The following is a 19,730-nucleotide window of genomic DNA, read 5'->3' on the forward strand; positions in this document are numbered from 1 at the left end:
TTTAGGTGGCTTTTTTGCTTCCCCTATATAATTCAAAGTTCAGAAAACGGCATTCTAATTGTCCGTTAAAAACAATATATTTTTTTGAGGGTTTTAAGCCAATAAATTTGATGTTGGCAATATCGGCACTGATAATCCATGCATGAAAATCACCATATTTTTGTTTGAGGGTATCGCCCATATCTTTGTAAAGACCGATGATGTCTTTCACTTGCAGGCGTTCGCCGTAAGGAGGATTTGTAACAAGCCATCCATTGCCAGCGGGGGGAGTAAAATCCTGGAAAGAAGAATGGAACAGTTCTATATCCTTATGCAGCCGGGCAAACTGAAGGTTTCTCCTGGATATGGCGATACTTTTTTCCGAAATATCGCAACCGATAATCCGATGTTCAAACTCCACTTGTGTATCAATGGTTTCGGCTTGCAATTCTTCCCATAAAGAAGGCTCATAATCGGGCCAGTTCATGAAACCAAAAATCTGTCGGTAATTTCCTGCCGGGATATTATTGGCAATCAGAGCAGCTTCCATCAGCAGGGTTCCCGAGCCACACATAGGGTCAACAAAATGAGATTTTTTATCCCATCCGCTCATTAAAATCAGTCCTGCAGCTAAAACTTCGCTCATGGGCGCTTCACCTTGCACTTGTTTATACCCCCGTTTATGCAAGGAGGTTCCTGAACTGTCGAGAGAAACATCGCAAACATTATCCTGAATATGAATATTAATTCGCAAATCGGGATTTTCCGTGTCCACCGAAGGACGTCTGCCAAATTTGTTTCGGAAGTAATCTACTACAGAATCTTTTGAACGTAAGGCTACAAAATGCGAATGTGTGAACAGCGAATCGTTGACTACGGCATCCATAGCCAGAGTCTGGCGCACATTCATGTATTCGTCCCAGGGAATGTTCTGTAACTGTTCGTATAAATCCGCTTCATTTTTCAACGGGAACGACCGGATGGGTTTCAGAATGCGAAGAGCCGTACGACACCATAGATTAACTTTGTACATCAGTCGTTTGTCTCCGTTAAAACTTACTGCCCGTTTCAGAATTTTTACATCTTCTGCCCCAATTTCTTCCAGTTCGCGGGCAAGAACTTCCTCCAGCCCGGTGATGGTTTTGGCTACCATCTGATACTTTTTTTCGTTTGTCAAGGGTAAAATATTTGATGCAAAAGTACCAATTTTCGACAGCGCTTTCCGCTATTCTGGGATTTTTAACTAACATTGTAAAATTTATTTAACCCTAAAATGTCTGGACGACATATTTTTTTCAGGCTTTGCAGCCTTTTGTTGGCGTGGTATTGTTTTATATTTCAGATAAATGCGCAAACATCTGACAGTTTGCATTATACGTTTTTGCAAAAAAAAATTATACAGGCAAAACCTCTATCTGCTCCAGCTTTGCTTGCCGGATACGGTATTGCTGCTTTTTACCATAACCATAATTTCTACGACCGTTTTGATGCACACAACGACCTGCAAAAAAATTTCCCTAACTTTAAAACCGATGCCGATGGTTTTCTTCCCTTTGCTCCCGGAATAGCTGTATATACACTGAATATCTGTGGAATACAGGGGAAACACAATTTTACAGATCGTACAGCCATTTACCTGATTGCCAACGCTATTAATGGAGGTATTACACTAACAATGAAAAACATAACCCACGTTAAACGTCCTGATAAGTCCAATTCTGCTTCTTTGCCCTCATTACACACATCGGTAGCTTTTGCCAATGCACAATTTATGCACTGCGAATATGGGGAACGCAGCCTTTGGTATAGTTCGGCTGCCTATGCAGATGCTACTGCCGTTGCCGTTTTGCGGATGCTCAATAATAAGCACTGGCTTTCGGATGTTATGGTTGGTGCAGCCGTGGGCATGGTTTCTGCTCAGATTACGTATTGGATTTACCCAGCTATTAAAAAACAGGTAATATTGCTTATAAAACAAAAAAGAAAATACTAAAAAACAGAAAAAAGTTTAGTTTTTTTATATTTGTCGGCACATATCGTAGAATGAAGAAAAAAATTTCCCTTTGCTTGCTTTTGATAATTCCCTGGATTGCATTTTCACAGCAATGCAAGGTTTCGGGTAAAGTTATTGATGATCAAACTCATGATCCGCTGGCTTTTGTAAACATTGTTATCAATAAGGGCAATAAGGGCGATGTAAGTGATATTGATGGAAAGTTTAATTTAACCTCTTCTGTTCCCATACAATCGTTGCATTTCAGTTATGTGGGTTATAAACCTGTTTCTTACGAAATCGGTAAACAAACGACTGGATTACGGATAGAATTGCACCGGATCCAGCTCGAACTATCCGAAGTGGTGATTATTCCCGGGGCAAACCCCGCCCATCGGATAATACTGAATGCACTAAATAACAAGGAAATAAACGATCCTGAAAAACTGAAATCCTTTTCCTATACTTCATACGAAAAGTTCATTTTCGAGCCGGATATTGATTCTGTTATCTTGAATGATACTTCGACACAGGATACTACTATGAAAAACATACGCGATTTTTTAAACAAACAGCATTTATTTATGATGGAAAACGTTGTGGAGCGCATGTTTATATCGCCGGATAAAAACCGTGAAAAAGTTACCGCTACACGCATTTCGGGATTGAGTGATCCGTTGTTTGTGTTCCTGATTTCGCAGGTACAATCCACTTCTTTTTATAAAGAAATAATAAAAATATTAGACAAAAATTATGTTAACCCCATCAGCAACGGATGTACTTCCAAGTATTTTTACCAGTTGGAAGACACTTTGTACAGCGAAAACCATTCCGATACCACTTTTGTGATTTCTTTCCGTCCGTTTAGGGGGAAAAATTTTGATGGATTGAAGGGGCTTTTGTACATCAACAGCAACAAATGGGCAATACAGAATGTAATTGCTTCCCCTGCAACTACCGAAGGTTCAATTACCATTAAGATTCAGCAAAAATACGAACTGGTGGATGGCAAACACTGGTTCCCGGTACAGTTGAACACTGACCTTACATTTCTTTCAGTACAGATTTCGGCTGGCAAAAAAAATTTCCACATGATGGGAAAAGGCAAAAGCTATATCCGTGACATTGTGCTGAATCCGGATCTTGTAAAACGAAAATTTGATAATATTGAAGTAGAAGTGGCGCCTAATGCCGCCGAAAAACCGGATACTTTCTGGAACAATTACCGGGTTGACAGCCTTACAAGTAAGGAAAAAGAAACTTACCGTGTAATTGATAGCATCGGTAAAGCCGAACATTTCGACCGCATCGTGCGTACTCTCGAAACGTTGCTTAAAGGCAGGATTCCCTATAAATTTCTTGATTTTGATTTGAATAAAATCGCCCGTTACAATCCTTACGAAGGGTTGTATCTGGGGTTAGGTGCTGTTACCAATGCACGTTTTTCGCGCCGGATTACTCTTGGCGGCTACTGGGGTTATGGCTTTGCCGATCAAACTGCCAAATATGGCGGCGAAGCCTCCTGGCTTTTACACCGAAAAACAGATCTTAAACTTACGGCATCATACATCAATGATTTAAGCGAAGCTGCTTCCTGCAATACTTTTTCGGGGGAGAAGTTATTGGCGGATGAAAGTTTCAGAAATTACCTGATAAAAAAGTTTGACAGAACGGAAAATAAACAGCTTTCGTTAGATTTTCTCTGGCTAAAATACCTGAGAACCAATGTAAGTATCACCCAACGCTACCTTTTTCCCACTTATCCTTATGCTTTTTCGAGGCATAAACCAGGATATTCAATCCTTAATTTAACAGATTTTCATTTCACAGAAGTAAGCCTGAGACTGCGATATGCCTACCATGAAAAGTTTCTGCAAAATATACACGGAAAAATTTCGTTGGGCACACAATATCCTATTGTTTGGTTACAATTTACACGAGGGTTCGATAATTTTCTCCATGGCGAATATCCCTATGGTAAAGTGGATATTAAAATTGAAAAATCTTTTTTTACAAAATATATAGGAACAACATCGTTTACGCTTATGGCAGGTCTTGTACAGGGAGATGTACCTTACAGCATCCTGTACAACGGACACGGAAGTTACCATCCGTTTACTCTTTATGCTCCTTGCAGTTTTGCGACTATGCGTATGAATGAATTTGCAGCCGACAGGTACGCAGCACTTTATGTAACCCATAATTTTGGGAAACTGCTGTTAGGTACACAGAAATATTTGATTAACCCCGAATTTGAACTTGCAACCGGAATAGGTTTTGGGGAGCTGAAAGATGAAAGTTTTCACAGGGATGTTCAGGTAAATTCTTTTGAAAAAGGGTATTATGAATCGGGATTGCTGATAAATAAAATCCTTGATTTGAATTTGTACTCGTTAGGTTTTGGTTTTTTTTACCGTTACGGGCACTACTCGTTTGAAAAGACTGAGGATAATGCAGCCTGGAAACTCACTCTTCAGTTTCCGTTGTAATTACTTTGAGTTAAGCTCATCGTAATTTATTTCCTTGATAAATTTGCCTTTATCATCGTAAAAACGCCAGATTCCGCAGCGTTCATCATCTTTATATTCGCATTCATAAAAAATCTTACCATTTTCGTGGAAAACGGTTCCTTTGCCGTTGCGTTTGCCGTTCTTAAATTCTCCTTCGCTCCACAATTTTCCATCTCTGCGCCAAAAAGTCCATTTTCCGTCACGTATCTGGTTGTTTAATTCTCCAACATATTGTTTTTGATGATTTTCGTAATATTTTATTTCTTTTACAAGAATTTTAGTCTTTCCTTCCTCCTTGTAATAATGAACCATTTTTTTGCTACCATCGGGATATTTTGCATCAACTACTTCTTCTACTTTCTCTTTGCAGGCAAACATCACGCTCAAAGCCAAAAAACAATACAGCCACTTTCTCATTTGTTTACAGTTATTTATAAGTTGCAAGAATTTTTAATTTTCTGGTTGTCAATTTATTATTTTTGAAAAATAATTTCATTTTTATCTGTTAAAACTAAGGCGCATACCCATTTCGTTGTTATTAAAAGCTCCGTTTTGGTACACTAAATTTCCGTTGACAAAAGTATGGGTAATTTTTGAATGAAAAGTTTCTCCTTCCAAAGGCGACCATCCGCATTTGTAAAAAATATTTTCACGGGATACTGTTTCGGAAGCATTCAAGTCAATTAATACTAAATCTGCGTAATATCCTTTTTGCAGGAACCCTCTTTCCCTAATTCCAAAACACAATGCTGGGTGATGGCACATTTTTTCGACAATTTTTTCAAGAGAGATTTGTTTCCGATGGTATAATTCGAGCATCATCAGCAGGGAATGTTGAACTAATGGTCCACCTGAAGGAGTGGCAAAATAACTATGTTGCTTTTCTTCCAATGTATGGGGGGCATGGTCAGTTGCAATGATGTCGAGAGTATTGTTTAACACAGCTTTAAGCAGTGCCTGCCTGTCGGAAGCGGTTTTTATGGCGGGGTTCCATTTTATGAACGAGCCTTTACGGGCATAATCGCTTTCATCGAACCAAAGATGATAAACGCACACTTCGCCGGTTATTTTTTTTTCGGAAAGTGGAATAGTATTCGAAAGCAGTTGCATTTCTTTTGCGGTGGAAAGGTGTAGCAGATGCAGACGGGTTCTTTTTTTGTAGGCAAGTTCCACGGCATAAGCCGATGATTTATAACATGCTTCAGCACTTCTAATCAGTGGGTGACATTCCATGGGGATGTTTTCGCCATAGCGGGCATGGAAAATTTTTGTATTTTTTTGTATGATAGTTTCATCTTCGCAATGCACTGCAACCGGAATTCTACCTAAAGAAAAAATTTCCTGCAGTGCAAAAGGATCGTTCACAAGCATATTACCGGTAGAAGAACCCATAAAAACTTTGATCCCACAAATTTTCGAAGGATCGGCTTTGCCGAGTTCGGAAATATTATGGTTAGAAGCGCCCATGTAAAACGAATAATTGGCAAGAGATTTTTCGGCAGCAAGCTGAAACTTTTCTTCAAGCAAATCAAGGGTCAGCGTATTGGGGATTGTGTTGGGCATATCCATAAACGAAGTAACTCCCCCGGCAACTGCAGCCCGGCTTTCGGTAAACAAGTCGGCTTTATGGGTTAAACCAGGTTCGCGAAAATGTACCTGATCATCAATAACCCCGGGAATCAGCAATTTCCCTTCACAATTTATCATTTCAACTTTGGGAAAGGCGTTGTCTTCATCTGAAAAAACTTCCTGAATACGTCCATCAGCAATTAAAACATGCCCCGAAAAGATTTTACCCTCATTTACAATTCTTGCATTGGTAAGAAGAACAGATTTGCTCATAGATGTTTATATAATAAATTGCAATGATCGGATAAATTGCAAAAAATCAAACAACAGAAATCCCTCAATAAAAAATTATAATGCTTTGCGGTATTTGTGAAACCAGCTACTGAATTTCATACTAATGACCCCTAAAAAGGCTTCCTTAAAAATACCTTTGCTCATTTTGGAAGAACCTTCTGTACGGTCGGTAAAAATAATGGGAACTTCCTTGATGACAAAGCCGAGCTTCCATGCTGTAAATTTCATCTCTATCTGGAAGGCATACCCGATGAAGCGTATTTTGTCAAGGTCAATGGATTCTAACACTCTGCGTGTATAGCAAACAAAACCTGCAGTGGCATCACACACTGTAATACCGGTAATAAACCGGACATACTTTGACGCAAAATACGACATCAAAACACGGTTCATTGGCCAGTTTACCACGTTTACTCCTTTAACGTAGCGGGAACCGATTGCAAGGTCGGCACCCTGTTGTGAACAAGCCTCATATAACCGGCACAAGTCGTCGGGGTTATGCGAAAAATCGGCATCCATTTCAAAAATAAAATTGTAATGTCTTTTTAATGCCCATTTAAAACCATGGATGTAAGCCGTTCCCAAACCAAGTTTACCTTTTCTTTCTTCAATAAACAATTGATCGGGATACTGGAGCATCAATTCCTTAACAATATCGGCTGTGCCATCAGGTGAGTTATCCTCAACGATTAAAATATGAAAATCAATAGGCAGAGAAAATACTTTGTGAATAATTTTAGCAATATTCTCTTTTTCGTTGTAAGTGGGTATTATTACTAAATTTTCTTGCACTGTTAAATTTTTTTTTACGAAATTACACTATAAATTAAAATTAAACGACAACATTTCAAACGAAACTGATTTTAAATTATTTTGTTATAAATATATATACTGGCAGATGGTCGCTGTATCCACCGAGGAATGCTCCACCTGCAAAGGTACGAAAAGGATAACCCGAATACTGACCTTCTTTAGTAATGAGAAATTTTCTGTTGAATACTTTGGCTTTATAAAAACTGTAACCTTTAACACCATTTTCTCTTAGCCATGCTTTGGATAAAATTATCTGGTCGAAAAGATTCCACGAGTCGCGGTAAGCTAATGAACCAATTCCATTTTTAAACATTTGTAACATAGGATTATACATAATGGTATTAAGATTTTTCTTAATACTGGGGTCAACCGGGTCATCGTTAAGGTCGCCCATCACGATAATTTTAGCGTCTTTGTTAATTTTCAACAACGAATCAACTATCGAACGTGTAAGTTTCCCGGCAGCCATACGGTATTCACTGCCATGACCACGTGAGGGCCAGTGGTTCACGATAACTGTAAGAGGGTCTCCATCAAAAAGTCCACTTACGACCAACTGGTCTCGGGTTTTAAATTTAGCATCCCAGTTTACGGTTAATTTTACCACTTTAGCATTGGTTACAGTAAAATCTTTTTCCCGGTACAGCAGAGCTACATCAACTCCCCTGCTGTCAGGCGAATCGAACTGCACTATTGCATAACCGGATTTTTTTAAACGAGGGGTAGAAATCAAATCTTCAAGAACACGGTGATTTTCGATTTCCGAAACTCCAATAATAGAAGGACCTCCTTGGATAAACTCATCCCCGATTTGGGATATCACTTCCGACATATTGTTAATCTTGAGCAAATAACGTTTGCTTGTCCAATCGTTTGCACCTCCGGGTAAAAATTCCGCATCATCAGTCCTGGGGTCATCAATGGTGTCGTAAAGATTCTCAAGATTATAAAAGGCGATACATCCTACTTTTACTTTTGCTTCCTGGGCAATAACACTCAAAAAACCTGCAGTTAATAGCAGAATTGATAAAATTGACATTTTTTTAAACATCCTGAAAAGGTATTAATATTTAAATCTGTGGCAAAGATACCCGTTTCCCGCAAATTTTCAATTTAATACAAAATATATAAGCAAATAGGGCTGTATTTGTTTTTTTTGTTCATTTGTAAAATTTTTGAGATTTATAAAAACCACTATCAAAAACATTTACAAAAACATTAATACATGAAGAAATTTTTATTTTTAGTAATGCTGTTGCTATTCGTCTGTCTGGGGACTTTTGCACAAAATGCTTTTATCAGCGGTAAGGTCTTGGATGCGGGTTCTAATGACCCGGTAGAAGGGGTAATCGTAACAGCCGGAACAATGAAAACGCTTACCGAAGCCGATGGTTCATTTATTCTTAAAAACCCTGCTACCGGTAACATCACCATCAGTTTTACGATGCAAGGTTACGAAACTATCGAAAAAACGGTATCCTTCGAGGGAAAAAATCTGAATCTGGGTTCTGTCCAGATTAAATTGTCATCACAGAATGAAGCCGCTGATAATGGAATAAGCGAAATCAGCCTGGCTAACCTTGATTCGGACGACGAAACCAAGGACCAAAGTATTTCTGGTTTGTTGCAATCGTCGAACGACATTTACGTTTCCACGTCTGCCTACACATTTGGAACCGCTTACTACCGAATACGTGGTTACGATAACGAAAACCAATCGGTTTATATCAATAACATCATGGTAAATGATATTGAAAACGGAAGGGCTACCTGGAGTGAATGGGGAGGATTAAATGATGCCACCCGCAATAAAGAAGTAATTAATGGACTGAATACGGCAAAATTCAGTTTTGGTAACCTCGGGGGCACTACCAATATTCTTACTCGTGCCTCTATGCAGCGTAAACAAACCAAAATTTCGTATGCCCTTTCCAACCGCACTTATGCAAACCGGCTAATGTTTACCTATTCTACTGGTTTAATGGAAAACAACTGGGCAATAACTCTTAGCGGTTCACGTCGTTGGGGCGACGAAGGCTATGTTGATGGTACTTTTTATGATGCATGGGCATACTTCCTGGGTGTTGAAAAGAAAATCAACAACCAACACAGCATCGCCTTAACTGCTTTCGGAGCACCTACCCGTAGAGGGCAACAGGGAGGCACAGTAAAGGAAGTTTATGATATTCTTGACAACAAATATTACAATCCGAACTGGGGTTACCAGGATGGCGAAAAGCGCAATGCCAAAGTGAAAAATTTTCATGAACCCATGTTTTTGCTTAATCACTATTGGACCATAAGCCCCAAAACCAAACTTACCACTTCGCTCGCTTATTCATTTGGCAAAAACGGTACAACAAGCCTTAACTGGTATAATGCAATGGATCCACGCCCGGATTACTACCGCAATCTTCCTAACTACCAATCCGATCCAAATATTCCCATTAACCCTGTTGTAAAAGAATACATTACCAACCAGTGGAAAACCAACTCCAATGTAAGCCAAATCAACTGGGATAGGCTATATAAGGTTAACTACCTTAATAATCTGGAAGGAAAGCAGGCAAGTTATACCGTTGAAAATAATATCACCGATCACAACCAATGCTCCTTCAACACCTTCCTTACACAGGAACTCAACTTTAACACTACTTTTACCGGAGGAATTGATATTACTTCCTATACCGCTTCGCACTACAAGGAACTTGACGATTTGCTGGGAGGAAAATACTGGATCGACATTGATGATTATGCCCAACGCGATTTTCCTAATGACCCCAACCGTATGCAAAACGACATAAACCATCCCAACAGAATAATAAAAGAGGGAGACAAATTTGAATACAATTATGATATTCACCAGAACAGCGAAAACCTTTGGGCTCAAGTATTGTTTAATTACAAAAAATTTGACTTTTCTATTGCCGGTTCGATTACCCAAACCACTTTCTGGCGCGACGGTAAAATGAAAAACGGACGTTATCCCGGAAGTTCCTATGGCGAATCGCCCAAGAAGGATTTTACTAATTTTGGAATCAAAGGCGGACTGACCTATAAAATTAATGGAAGAAACTTCATTACTGCCAATGCAGCTTATCTTACCCGCGCTCCTTTTGTAAAAAATGCTTTCATAGCACCCAAAATACGTAATGACTTTTCTCCCGACCTTACGAGTGAAAAAATTTCGAGTTTCGACCTTTCTTATCTTGTTCGTTATCCTTCTTTCAATGCAAGGCTTACTGTTTATAACACAACTTTTGAAAATCAGATTGAAATAAACAATTTCTACTACGAAGAAAATCTTACCGCAGTTTCCACTTCCTACACACCCACTTTTGTAAATCAGGTTATGACCGGAATAAACAAAACTCATCAGGGGCTTGAATTTGGTGCAGAATACAAACTAACTTCCCAACTTTCGTTTATTGGTGTTGCTGGCTGGGGTAATTATCGTTACACTAACCGTCCCAAGGTTACTACTTCTTTCGAAAACGGTTCGATGCCCGATTCAACCAAACTGGTTTACTGCAAAAACTTTTATGTGAATGGTACTCCTCAAACTGCCGCTTCGCTGGGCATAAAATACAATGTAAACTACTGGTTCTTTGAAGTGAAAGGAAATTATTTTGCCAAGATGTACCTCGATTTCAGTGCCGACCGTCGTACTTTGGGTGCAGTTTACTTCTTAGGCGAAGACGACCCCAGGAGAAAGGAAATAGCAGAACAAGAAGAATTGCCCGATGCCTTTACTCTCGATGTATCAATAGGTAAATCGTGGAAAATAAAGGATTATTTTCTCAATGTTAACTTAAGTATGAGCAATATCCTGAACAACCAGGACCTGATTACCGGAGGATACGAGCAAGGACGATTCGATTATGAAACCAAAGACGCATCAACTTACCCTTCAAAATACTATTATGCCTATGGCAGGACTTTTTTCCTTAACTTAGGTTTTCGCTTTTAATTAATTATTTGAATCAAAAATTTTAAAAAATACAATATGAAACGAATCATTTTAAATTTATTGGCAATCGCTTTGCTAGCAACAACAGCTATTTTTCAGGGATGTGTTAAGGGCGACCCCGACATGCCACCCGTAAATATTCCTCATGTTGACTTTCCGGCTAATAAAACCATTGCTGAGTTAACCAATTCCTACACCGGCAATTTTACCGAAATAACTGATAGCATAGTTATCAAAGGTATTGTAGTTGGCAACGACGAATCGGGCAATATTTATAAATATATCGTCATTCAGGATGAAACCGGCGGTATAGTTATAGAACTCGATCGGGCTTCTCTTTTCAACGATTTCCGCCTCGGACAGCGTGTGTATGTAAAATGCCAGGGAATGTATATAGGCGATTATAACGGGCTTATCCAGTTGGGTTATATTTACGATAATGCCATTGGCAGACTTCCCCAGAACTTTATCAACAGTCATATTTTCCCCGACAGCCTTCCGGGCAATGTTCCGGCTGCGGTAGAAGTTAGTATGAACGATAATCTTTTGCCAAAGGTAAGTACATTAGTAAAATTTACCAATGTCCATTTTTCGCAGCCAGGTTATCTCTGGGCTGAACAGACGGCTTCAGCCACAAGCCGACAGCTTCTCGATGCTGACGGAAACGCCATTGACGTTCGCACAAGTAAATATGCAACTTTTGCCAGTGATTCCATTCCTTACGGAACGGGTACTGTAACAGGCATACTTAGCGTTTATAACGACACCTATCAGCTTACAATACGCGATACTAGCGATGTACAGGATTTCAACGGCGTTGCACCCCCTCCGGGTAGCGGTACGGGTACCTTTGATGACCCATATAATGTTTCTTACGCTATTGCACATACAGGTAAAGCTGGCGTTTGGGTACAGGGCTATATAGTGGGCGTTTTTGAAACCGATGTTGATCCCTTTACAGCAAATTTTACCGCTCCATTCAGGACTAATTCCAATATTCTTATTGCCAATACTCCCGACGAAACCAATCTGATAAACTGTGTTCCGGTACAATTGCCTACGGGCACCATCCGCGAAGCCCTTAACCTTGTCTCAAATGAAGCAAACAAAGGCAAACAGGTTATGGTACTCGGTAATATTGAAAACTATTTCAGCCAGCCGGGAGTGAAAAGCCTTACTGGTTACTGGCTCGATGGCTCGGGTATAATACCTGCTACCGGCTTCTTTACCGAAGAATTTACATCTACACTCGGACAGTTTACTCCTTACAGCGTTTCGGGCGATCAGACGTGGATATGGGCAACTTATGATGGTGGTTGTGCCAAGATGAGCGGTTATTCAGGCGGGAGCAATAATGCCAACGAAGACTGGCTTATCTCGGCTCCTGTTTCGCTTAGCGGCAAAACCGGCGTTAAGATGAGCTTCCGCGAAGCCATCAACTATATTACAAGCATTGATGATATGAAAGTGCTTATTTCAACCAACTATGATGGCACAAGCAACCCCAACACCGCTACCTGGACCGAACTGACAGGATTTACACGTTCGGCAGGCAGCAGTTTCACCTTTGTTGAAAGCGGAGACGTGAGCCTTGCCACCTGGGAAGGACAAACCGTTCGTATTGCTTTCAAATATAATTGTTCTGCTACTGCAAGTGCTACCTGGGAAATAGGCAAAGTACTGCTGATTTCCGATAAAAAGTAAACGAAGACCGTTGCAAAGGTTGTATTTTATTCATTTTTCGACGATACTCAGCTTGACAATAGATTAATATCAACTTGTCATTTTGAGTATCGTTGAAGTCTGAAAAGGTTTTTGCAGCGGTTTCGGTTTAATAAAAAGGTAAACGGGTTTGGTCTTTAAGAGGAATACTTCGGAATGACCTCTTTGCGGAAATTCTGGTAGTTTTTTAAATTTTTATTAATTCCCCAAAATTTCCTTTTAATCTAACTTCAGCACGGCAAGGAAAGCACTCTGAGGAACTTCTACATTACCGATTTGGCGCATGCGTTTCTTTCCTTTCTTTTGTTTTTCGAGCAATTTGCGTTTACGGGTGATGTCGCCGCCGTAGCATTTGGCTGTAACGTCCTTGCGAACGGCTTTCACGGTTTCGCGGGCAATTATTTTGGCACCTATGGCTGCCTGAATGGCAATATCGAATTGCTGGCGTGGAATAAGTTCTTTCAACTTTTCACAGATACGGCGCCCGAAGTCGTAGGCATGATCCTGATGAATAAGGGTGGAAAGGGCATCCACCGAATCGCTGTTGAGCAGAATGTCGAGCTTGACCAGGCGGGCAGGCTTGTAGCCAGTGATGTGGTAATCGAATGAAGCGTAGCCTTTGGAGATACTTTTCAGCTTGTCGTAGAAGTCGAAAACTATTTCTCCCAGGGGAAGTTCGAAGGTTATTTCCACCCGGTCGCTGGTAAGATAAACCTGGTTTTTCAGTGTTCCGCGTTTTTCGATGCAAAGAGTCATCACCGAACCCACGTAATCGGATTTGGAAATTATCTGGGCAGTGATGTAGGGCTCTTCCACGTGGTCAATCGTAGTAATATTGGGCATGCCCGACGGGTTGTGTACTTCCACTATTTCTCCTTTGGTAGAAATAACTTTGTAGGAAACGTTGGGTACGGTGGTAATTACGTCCATGTCAAATTCGCGGTCGAGACGTTCCTGTACTATTTCCATGTGGAGCAGCCCCAGAAAACCACAACGGAATCCAAAGCCCAATGCTGCTGAAGACTCGGGCTCGAAACTTAGGGATGCATCGTTAAGCTGCAGTTTTTCAATAGATGCCCGCAGTTCTTCGTAGTCGTCGGCATCAACGGGATAAATACCTGCAAAAACCATTGGCTTTACGTTGGTAAAACCTTCGACAATTTTATCACAGGGTCGTGTTACGTGGGTTATGGTATCGCCAACTTTAACTTCCTTAGCCGATTTTATGCCCGAGATTATATAACCAACGTCGCCAGCCGAAAGCTGGTCTTTAGGAGTCATGGTAAGTTTCAGTACACCTATCTCATCGGCATTATATTCTTTGCCGGTAGCAACAAATTTAACGAAATCGTTTTTGCTGATATTTCCCTGGAAAATACGAAAGTAAGCGATAATGCCCCTGAAAGAATTGAACACCGAGTCGAAAATCAGAGCCTGAAGAGGAGCTTCAGGATTGCCTGCTGGTGAGGGCACACGCTGAAGGATGGCATCCAAAATTTTATCCACTCCGTAGCCGGTACGTGCGCTGGCTTCGATGATGTCGGTGCGATTGCAACCGATAAGGTCAACAATCTGGTCTTTAACTTCTTCAGGCATAGCATTAGCCATGTCCATTTTATTGAGTACGGGAATAATTTCAAGGTTGTGTTCAATGGCAAGGTACAGGTTTGAGATGGTTTGTGCCTGAATTCCCTGGGTGGCGTCCACCACCAGCAAAGCGCCTTCGCAGGCTGCTATTGAGCGGGATACCTCATATGAAAAGTCAACATGTCCGGGAGTATCAATCAGGTTTAATTTGAACATCTGTCCTTCGTGTTCATAATCCATCTGAATGGCGTGGCTTTTGATGGTGATGCCACGTTCGCGTTCCAAGTCCATGTCGTCGAGAATCTGATCTTGGGCTTCGCGTTCGGTGATGGTTCCTGTAAATTCGAGCAGGCGGTCGGCAAGGGTACTTTTCCCGTGATCAATATGGGCAATGATGCAAAAATTCCGGATATTATTCATAGCCGCAAAAATACGACGAAAATTTGAAATGTTAATAAAAACAAAATCGTTCTCAGGATTTGATGTTTGTAATATTGATGTGCCATTACAATATTTGTATTAACAGCAATATTGTTTTTACCCATACAGTAAGGCTTGTAGAAGGGTAAATTGCCCTCTTCAGAGAATGGATGTCTTACTGTTTTTAATTTATTTTTTTACCAGCCTGCATTCGCCTGACGGCTTATTGTTCATCCAGGCTTTGCAAAGATATATTCCTGCAGGTAATTTGCTTCCGTCTCCGTTTTTCCCCTCCCAGATATAGCGGTAATCGCCTGCCGAAAGCATTGCATCGGTAAGGACTTTTACCCTTATGCCATTTTGATCATACACTGCTATAATTACTTTTCCCGCTTTTGCCTGATGATAGCAAAGGGTAGTATATTCGTCAAAAGGATTGGGATAAGCGGTAAGAGATGTATTAACTGTTTTTTTAATCACAGGAAATATCCCGTCAATGGTATCCTGGAACTCGTAGGCTCCCATGTCAATGGTGCCATATACTATGCGTTTTTTGCCGGCAAGGTCGGTTTGGGGTATGGTTATGCCGGGTATTTCGTTCATGCCGGCATTGATACATGGAGAATAGAAAGTTAAGGCATAAGGAAACTCTCCCTGTGTGTCCCAGCAGGGGATGGTGTCTATGTTGCCTGCATTGTATAAGATGGTATTGTTGCCGGTATAGTCTATCAGGCTTTGCCTGCCGCCTTCTACCAGCGAATGCGTGATGCTGAGCTTGCAGGGATCATTATTCTCAAAATTAAACAAATAGGCATTGGGCAGGGTATTGCCATAGATGATGGAGTTATAGATATTTAATTCCGCACCATAATCTATGCTTATAGCTCCTCCTACCGGAGATGTATTATCGCCTATGGTACAGTTTACCATATCCACTTTTGCAAAATTGGATAATACCATTGCCTCGGATGCACTTATTCCACCGGTTACATCTCTTTCGTTCTGTGTTATTTCTGTATTTGCAATAGTCCCTTTTAATATTGAGGTTGGGTATCCATAACCAAATATTGATGTATATCCTCCATCCCAGGTGTCAGGGTCTCCATCCGGTTTATTATTGTTTATTTTACAATTTTCCACATAAAAAGTTTTACTAAGTGTGTCTTCTGTACCTATTGGAAGGGGTTGCCCTGAAAAATTATTGATTATATTAACCTTATTCAAATGTAATTGGTCAATACCATTGAATAAGGTAGTTAAACTTGAGAAGGTTCCCAATGCTGTACTATTATCGGTAATGTTTATATTTTCCAATGCAATGTTAGAACTACTCCTCATATAGATACTACTTATAGCTGCAATATATGCTTCATCTAAATAAAAACCATTTTTCAGCGTGAAGTCCTTCAAGGTTATATTTTTCGTTTTGCAGTTTACTTTTATGTGCGAATACAATGAATCCCCATCTATGATGGTACTGTCCTTTTGTTCTCCGCTTACAGAATTAAAGCTGCTAAGGTTTAGTGGCAACATCTCTCCCGTTCGTAAGGGCGAATATATGCCCTTAGTCAGGTGAATGGTATTGGGATGCAGGCTGTCGGAAATCATTTTTACAAGGGCAAAACTGATGGTTCTCAAAGGGTATTGCGGGTTTAAACCGTCGTTTTTATTGTCTCCCTCCGGCGAAACATACAAATCTGCATTTACACTCTCTACCTTAGCATTTTTTATGCTTACTGTTACATCATTGAGTGGGATTCCATTACTATTAATTGAAATAATGCTGTTAAACCCGGGGTTCATTACCGTAAAAGTATCAACAACTACATTAAGTGGTGGAGACAAAGAAGTAACAGAAATATCGTTTCCCCAGGCTGAATAATTAAGATATATATTACACAAATTAGTAGTGTCAAATTCAACCCTGGAATCACAGCAGAAACTAATTCCGCCCCCAATTACTGTACTATGATTCCCATTAACCGTAACTCCAGATAAAAACATTTGAGATCCATTACATAATATTCCACCCCCCATAACAGACTCATTATCCTTTATTATACAATTATGTATCTGTATATTTGAATGGTAGAGATAGATGCCTCCGCCGGTAGGCAGAGTTGATAATGGATCGTGCCCTTTACCATTTTGTATGGTAAACCCGCATAATACCGCTGTATCAGCGTTGTTTTTTACAGTTACCACGCTTTCTAAGTGGCTGCCGTCTATTACCGTTTGCCGTACCAGGGAGTCGGCATGGTACAGCAGGTATAAACTGGCAAGAGTTATGTTTTTGCTGTTGTAATTGATGTTCTCGTAATAAATGCCCGGATAAACCAGCACCGTATCCCCGCCTGCTGCTGCATTGATGCCCTGCTGTATCAGCGTATAATTGCCCGTTCCGTCCTGTTTTACGGTAATTACGTTTGCATGCAATACCATAACGGTAAGCAACAACAGGAAACTTATTATAATAGTTCTTTTCATCCGAAAATAATTTGTTATTAATATGCCGGATGGAGCTCGCATGTTATTATTTCCATGCAGGTTTGTGTTTTTATATAAACATGCTCGGTTCATAATGTGGTTAATCTGGTTTTATGACTTTACTTATTCAATATTTAACTGATTTTCCGACTCACTCCGCCCTCCCCCTCAGGGGGAGGAAACGGGTGGGGTCAATCTATTGCTTATTATTTTATCAATGTTATTTTACTCTGCAATATGTCCTTTCCGGTGGTTAGTCTTGCTATATAAATCCCGTTGGGTAATTGCGTTCCGTTGTTGGTTCCATCCCAGTTTATGCCAAAGCTTCCCTTGCTTTGCCGGCCACTTACCAGCGTACTAACCAATGCCCCGTTGAGGTTATATATGTTCAGCGTTACATTGGTTTCGTATGGAAGGGTATAATTAAAGGTAAGCATAGTACGGAAGGGGTTAGGATAGCACGTAAGTGAAGGTTTATCGGTAAACGTCATTACTTCTTTGTTTTTGAAGGATACCATATAGTAATCTGCTTTCCCTCCTGTCTTTAGCTTACGCTTTTCCTTGCTGAAGGTTACCGGGTTATATACCCAGTAATCTTTTACATACGATAAGGTGGACTTGGTTCCGTAGTATTTTACAAGTTCAATGTCGCAACCGGCTGGCACAGTATCACTGATATAGGCATTTACTTCCACCAGCGTATCGCCGGCTACGGCTGCTCCCACACATACGCCATCCACATAGGCGGCTATTTCCTTTACCTGGTCGGCAGAATCCACTTCCACGTAAATAGGCACATAATCCGATGTTTCAGTATAAGTAAAGTTTTCTGCTTTTGCCATTTCGGTATCCTCTGCTTCACTGGCAAGCTGCCATGCAAAAGTTGTATAAGGGAAAAGGTGATCCTCGTAGTTTACCACTACCATATCGCCATATTTAAAAGGAACTATTCCGGAAGTGCCTATCCACACTCCGTTAACCTTAGCCATCGTCCAGTTTTGTGTTTTTATCATTTTCAGCTTGTTCATCATTACAGTTCCGAAAGCATCTGCCGGCATTTGTGAGTTGGGCAAAAAATAGCCTATCCAGTTATCATGGTTAGAATAAATGGTAACAGAAGTACCTGCATCCAGTACCGTTCCGGGTGTAGGCAGGATGCTTTTCCTGTGGTCGCTGTCCGTTGTATAGATTTTATAACCCAGGGTGCTTTGGATAGTATTTAAATAATATGAAGTCCAATTAGTAATTTGATCATAATTAAGCCAGGTACCATAATCGCCAGGATTGTTCCATCCCAGGAAATTAATTCCCTCGGGGAAAGGCGTAATGGTACTTAACAGGTTCTGTGCATTAACCGGGTCATTGCCGGTACGTTGGAGGCGGGGGAAAGAGAGCCATTTCCAGCTTGCCTGGTCAAGGGGGATTTCGTTCCGGGTGCATTGTATTACGTTAATATTGCCATGCGCACTGCAATAATAAATTAATATTCTATGGTCTCCATATACATATAATTTATTAATGCTGCCATATCCTACATAACAAACATCCAGCGGAGATACCCCGCCATATTCGCCGGGCAGCCTCAGGTTTTTTACCAATGAATCCGTTATATAACCTGTAACGGAGATTGCCTGATCACTTAGCGAGTCTATCTGTACTTTTATAAGTTCGTTAGTATCTGCCTGGCAAAAGCATGTTTTGCTAAAGGCAGTTAAAACAATAACAATAATAAATAAATATAAGTTTTTAGCCTTCATAAAACAATATTTTCAAAGATTAGACAATAAAATTAGTTAAAAAAACAAGTTGATTTATTTAACGAGAAATTTCTGTTGGCTACATCTTTCTCCTCCTTTCCATAATGAACATTTATAAAAAAAATCATCAAAATGTTGTATGCTTTTTCAGGTTATTTTAAAAAATATTTCTGTTTTCTGAAGGTTGAATTAGTTAATTTAAAAATATGCTGGTTGGTAAATGGGTAAATCTGTATTTGGAAATTATCAGGCTTCCGGCTAAAGAAAAAGAGTGGTTGTTACCCTCTCCCAAGAGTGGTTGTTACCCTCTCCTAAGAGTGGTCGTTACCCTCCCCTAAGAGTGGTCGTTGCCCTCTTATAAGAGTGGATGATTCACTTGTATAATACAAAGTGGCTCTTTTTTGTCAGGGAGCCACTTTTGTTTTTTAACGGGTTACATTCAATACGTAATCAAAAACATAAGTCCGCACTTCGCTGAGTATTTTTGCCGAAGGCGAAAACTGGGTTGCAATATTCAGCTTATAATCACCGTCAGGCAAAGTAGCGGGTACTATAAAAGTAAGTTTGGATGGATCGTTTATCAGCAGTGAGGTCTGCGGAATAGTTATTACCTCCGATGTCTGCTGGTT

At 40.2% G+C, this 19,730-nt stretch carries 13 protein-coding genes; 4 read left to right on the forward strand and 9 right to left on the reverse strand.

Annotation, left to right across the window (positions count from 1 at the left end; all coding sequences use genetic code 11):
- Position 1: 1 nt before the first annotated feature.
- Positions 2-1,156: a THUMP domain-containing protein gene (locus M0R21_05600; GenBank protein MCK9617293.1), complete on the reverse strand. Its 1,155-nt coding sequence runs from the start codon at positions 1,154-1,156 to the stop codon at positions 2-4.
- Between the two features lie 204 nt (positions 1,157-1,360).
- Here M0R21_05600 and M0R21_05605 point away from each other — a divergent pair, with 204 nt between their 5' ends.
- Entirely contained in the window at positions 1,361-1,972 is a 612-nt protein-coding gene (locus M0R21_05605) for a phosphatase PAP2 family protein (GenBank protein ID MCK9617294.1), read from the forward strand.
- A gap of 50 nt (positions 1,973-2,022) precedes the next feature.
- A complete protein-coding gene (locus M0R21_05610) occupies positions 2,023-4,461 on the forward strand; it encodes a DUF5686 and carboxypeptidase regulatory-like domain-containing protein (GenBank protein MCK9617295.1) in 2,439 nt (812 codons plus the stop codon).
- On the opposite strand, the gene M0R21_05615 is transcribed toward M0R21_05610, so the two are convergent.
- From M0R21_05615 to M0R21_05630, 4 genes are all read right to left on the reverse strand, one after another.
- Positions 4,462-4,899, reverse strand: a complete 438-nt coding sequence (locus tag M0R21_05615; protein ID MCK9617296.1) for a hypothetical protein — start codon at positions 4,897-4,899, stop codon at positions 4,462-4,464.
- A gap of 81 nt (positions 4,900-4,980) precedes the next feature.
- A complete protein-coding gene (locus M0R21_05620) occupies positions 4,981-6,324 on the reverse strand; it encodes a dihydroorotase (protein MCK9617297.1) in 1,344 nt (447 codons plus the stop codon).
- Positions 6,325-6,399: 75 nt separating this feature from the next.
- Positions 6,400-7,137, reverse strand: coding sequence for a polyprenol monophosphomannose synthase (locus M0R21_05625; protein ID MCK9617298.1), 738 nt, complete (start codon positions 7,135-7,137; stop codon positions 6,400-6,402).
- A gap of 76 nt (positions 7,138-7,213) precedes the next feature.
- On the reverse strand, positions 7,214-8,197 hold the full coding sequence (locus tag M0R21_05630) for an endonuclease/exonuclease/phosphatase family protein (GenBank protein ID MCK9617299.1): 984 nt from the start codon (positions 8,195-8,197) through the stop codon (positions 7,214-7,216).
- Between the two features lie 186 nt (positions 8,198-8,383).
- On the opposite strand from M0R21_05630, the gene M0R21_05635 reads away from it, so the two are divergent.
- Both M0R21_05635 and M0R21_05640 read left to right on the forward strand, forming a co-directional pair.
- Positions 8,384-11,128, forward strand: a complete 2,745-nt coding sequence (locus M0R21_05635) for a TonB-dependent receptor (GenBank protein ID MCK9617300.1) — start codon at positions 8,384-8,386, stop codon at positions 11,126-11,128.
- A 36-nt stretch (positions 11,129-11,164) separates the two neighbouring features.
- Positions 11,165-12,832 carry a DUF5689 domain-containing protein gene (locus tag M0R21_05640; protein ID MCK9617301.1) on the forward strand — a complete coding sequence of 556 codons (1,668 nt, stop codon included), beginning with the start codon at positions 11,165-11,167 and terminating at the stop codon, positions 12,830-12,832.
- Positions 12,833-13,069: 237 nt separating this feature from the next.
- Here M0R21_05640 and lepA read toward each other — a convergent pair whose 3' ends face one another.
- The 4 genes from lepA to M0R21_05660 form a co-directional block, all read right to left on the reverse strand.
- A complete protein-coding gene (gene lepA, locus M0R21_05645; protein MCK9617302.1) occupies positions 13,070-14,857 on the reverse strand; it encodes a translation elongation factor 4 in 1,788 nt (595 codons plus the stop codon).
- 189 nt (positions 14,858-15,046) lie between these two features.
- On the reverse strand, positions 15,047-17,344 hold the full coding sequence (locus M0R21_05650) for a hypothetical protein (GenBank protein MCK9617303.1): 2,298 nt from the start codon (positions 17,342-17,344) through the stop codon (positions 15,047-15,049).
- Positions 17,345-17,550: 206 nt separating this feature from the next.
- Complete coding sequence (locus M0R21_05655; protein ID MCK9617304.1) at positions 17,551-19,101, reverse strand: T9SS type A sorting domain-containing protein; 1,551 nt, start codon at positions 19,099-19,101, stop codon at positions 17,551-17,553.
- A 425-nt stretch (positions 19,102-19,526) separates the two neighbouring features.
- The coding region (locus M0R21_05660) for a DUF4469 domain-containing protein (GenBank protein ID MCK9617305.1) at positions 19,527-19,730 on the reverse strand (204 nt) is incomplete at its 5' end.

The sequence above is a fragment of the Lentimicrobiaceae bacterium genome (genome assembly GCA_023227965.1).
In the GTDB taxonomy this organism is placed as follows: domain Bacteria; phylum Bacteroidota; class Bacteroidia; order Bacteroidales; family JALOCA01; genus JALOCA01.

Coding starts and splice junctions, on each gene's coding strand:
- M0R21_05610 (MCK9617295.1), top strand. CDS start 2,023: ATGAAGAAAAAAATTTCCCTTTGCTTGCTTTTGATAATTCCCTGGATT.
- M0R21_05615 (MCK9617296.1), bottom strand. CDS start 4,899: ATGAGAAAGTGGCTGTATTGTTTTTTGGCTTTGAGCGTGATGTTTGCC.
- M0R21_05620 (MCK9617297.1), bottom strand. CDS start 6,324: ATGAGCAAATCTGTTCTTCTTACCAATGCAAGAATTGTAAATGAGGGT.
- M0R21_05630 (MCK9617299.1), bottom strand. CDS start 8,197: ATGTCAATTTTATCAATTCTGCTATTAACTGCAGGTTTTTTGAGTGTT.
- M0R21_05635 (MCK9617300.1), top strand. CDS start 8,384: ATGAAGAAATTTTTATTTTTAGTAATGCTGTTGCTATTCGTCTGTCTG.
- M0R21_05640 (MCK9617301.1), top strand. CDS start 11,165: ATGAAACGAATCATTTTAAATTTATTGGCAATCGCTTTGCTAGCAACA.
- lepA (MCK9617302.1), bottom strand. CDS start 14,857: ATGAATAATATCCGGAATTTTTGCATCATTGCCCATATTGATCACGGG.
- M0R21_05650 (MCK9617303.1), bottom strand. CDS start 17,344: ATGAAAAGAACTATTATAATAAGTTTCCTGTTGTTGCTTACCGTTATG.
- M0R21_05655 (MCK9617304.1), bottom strand. CDS start 19,101: ATGAAGGCTAAAAACTTATATTTATTTATTATTGTTATTGTTTTAACT.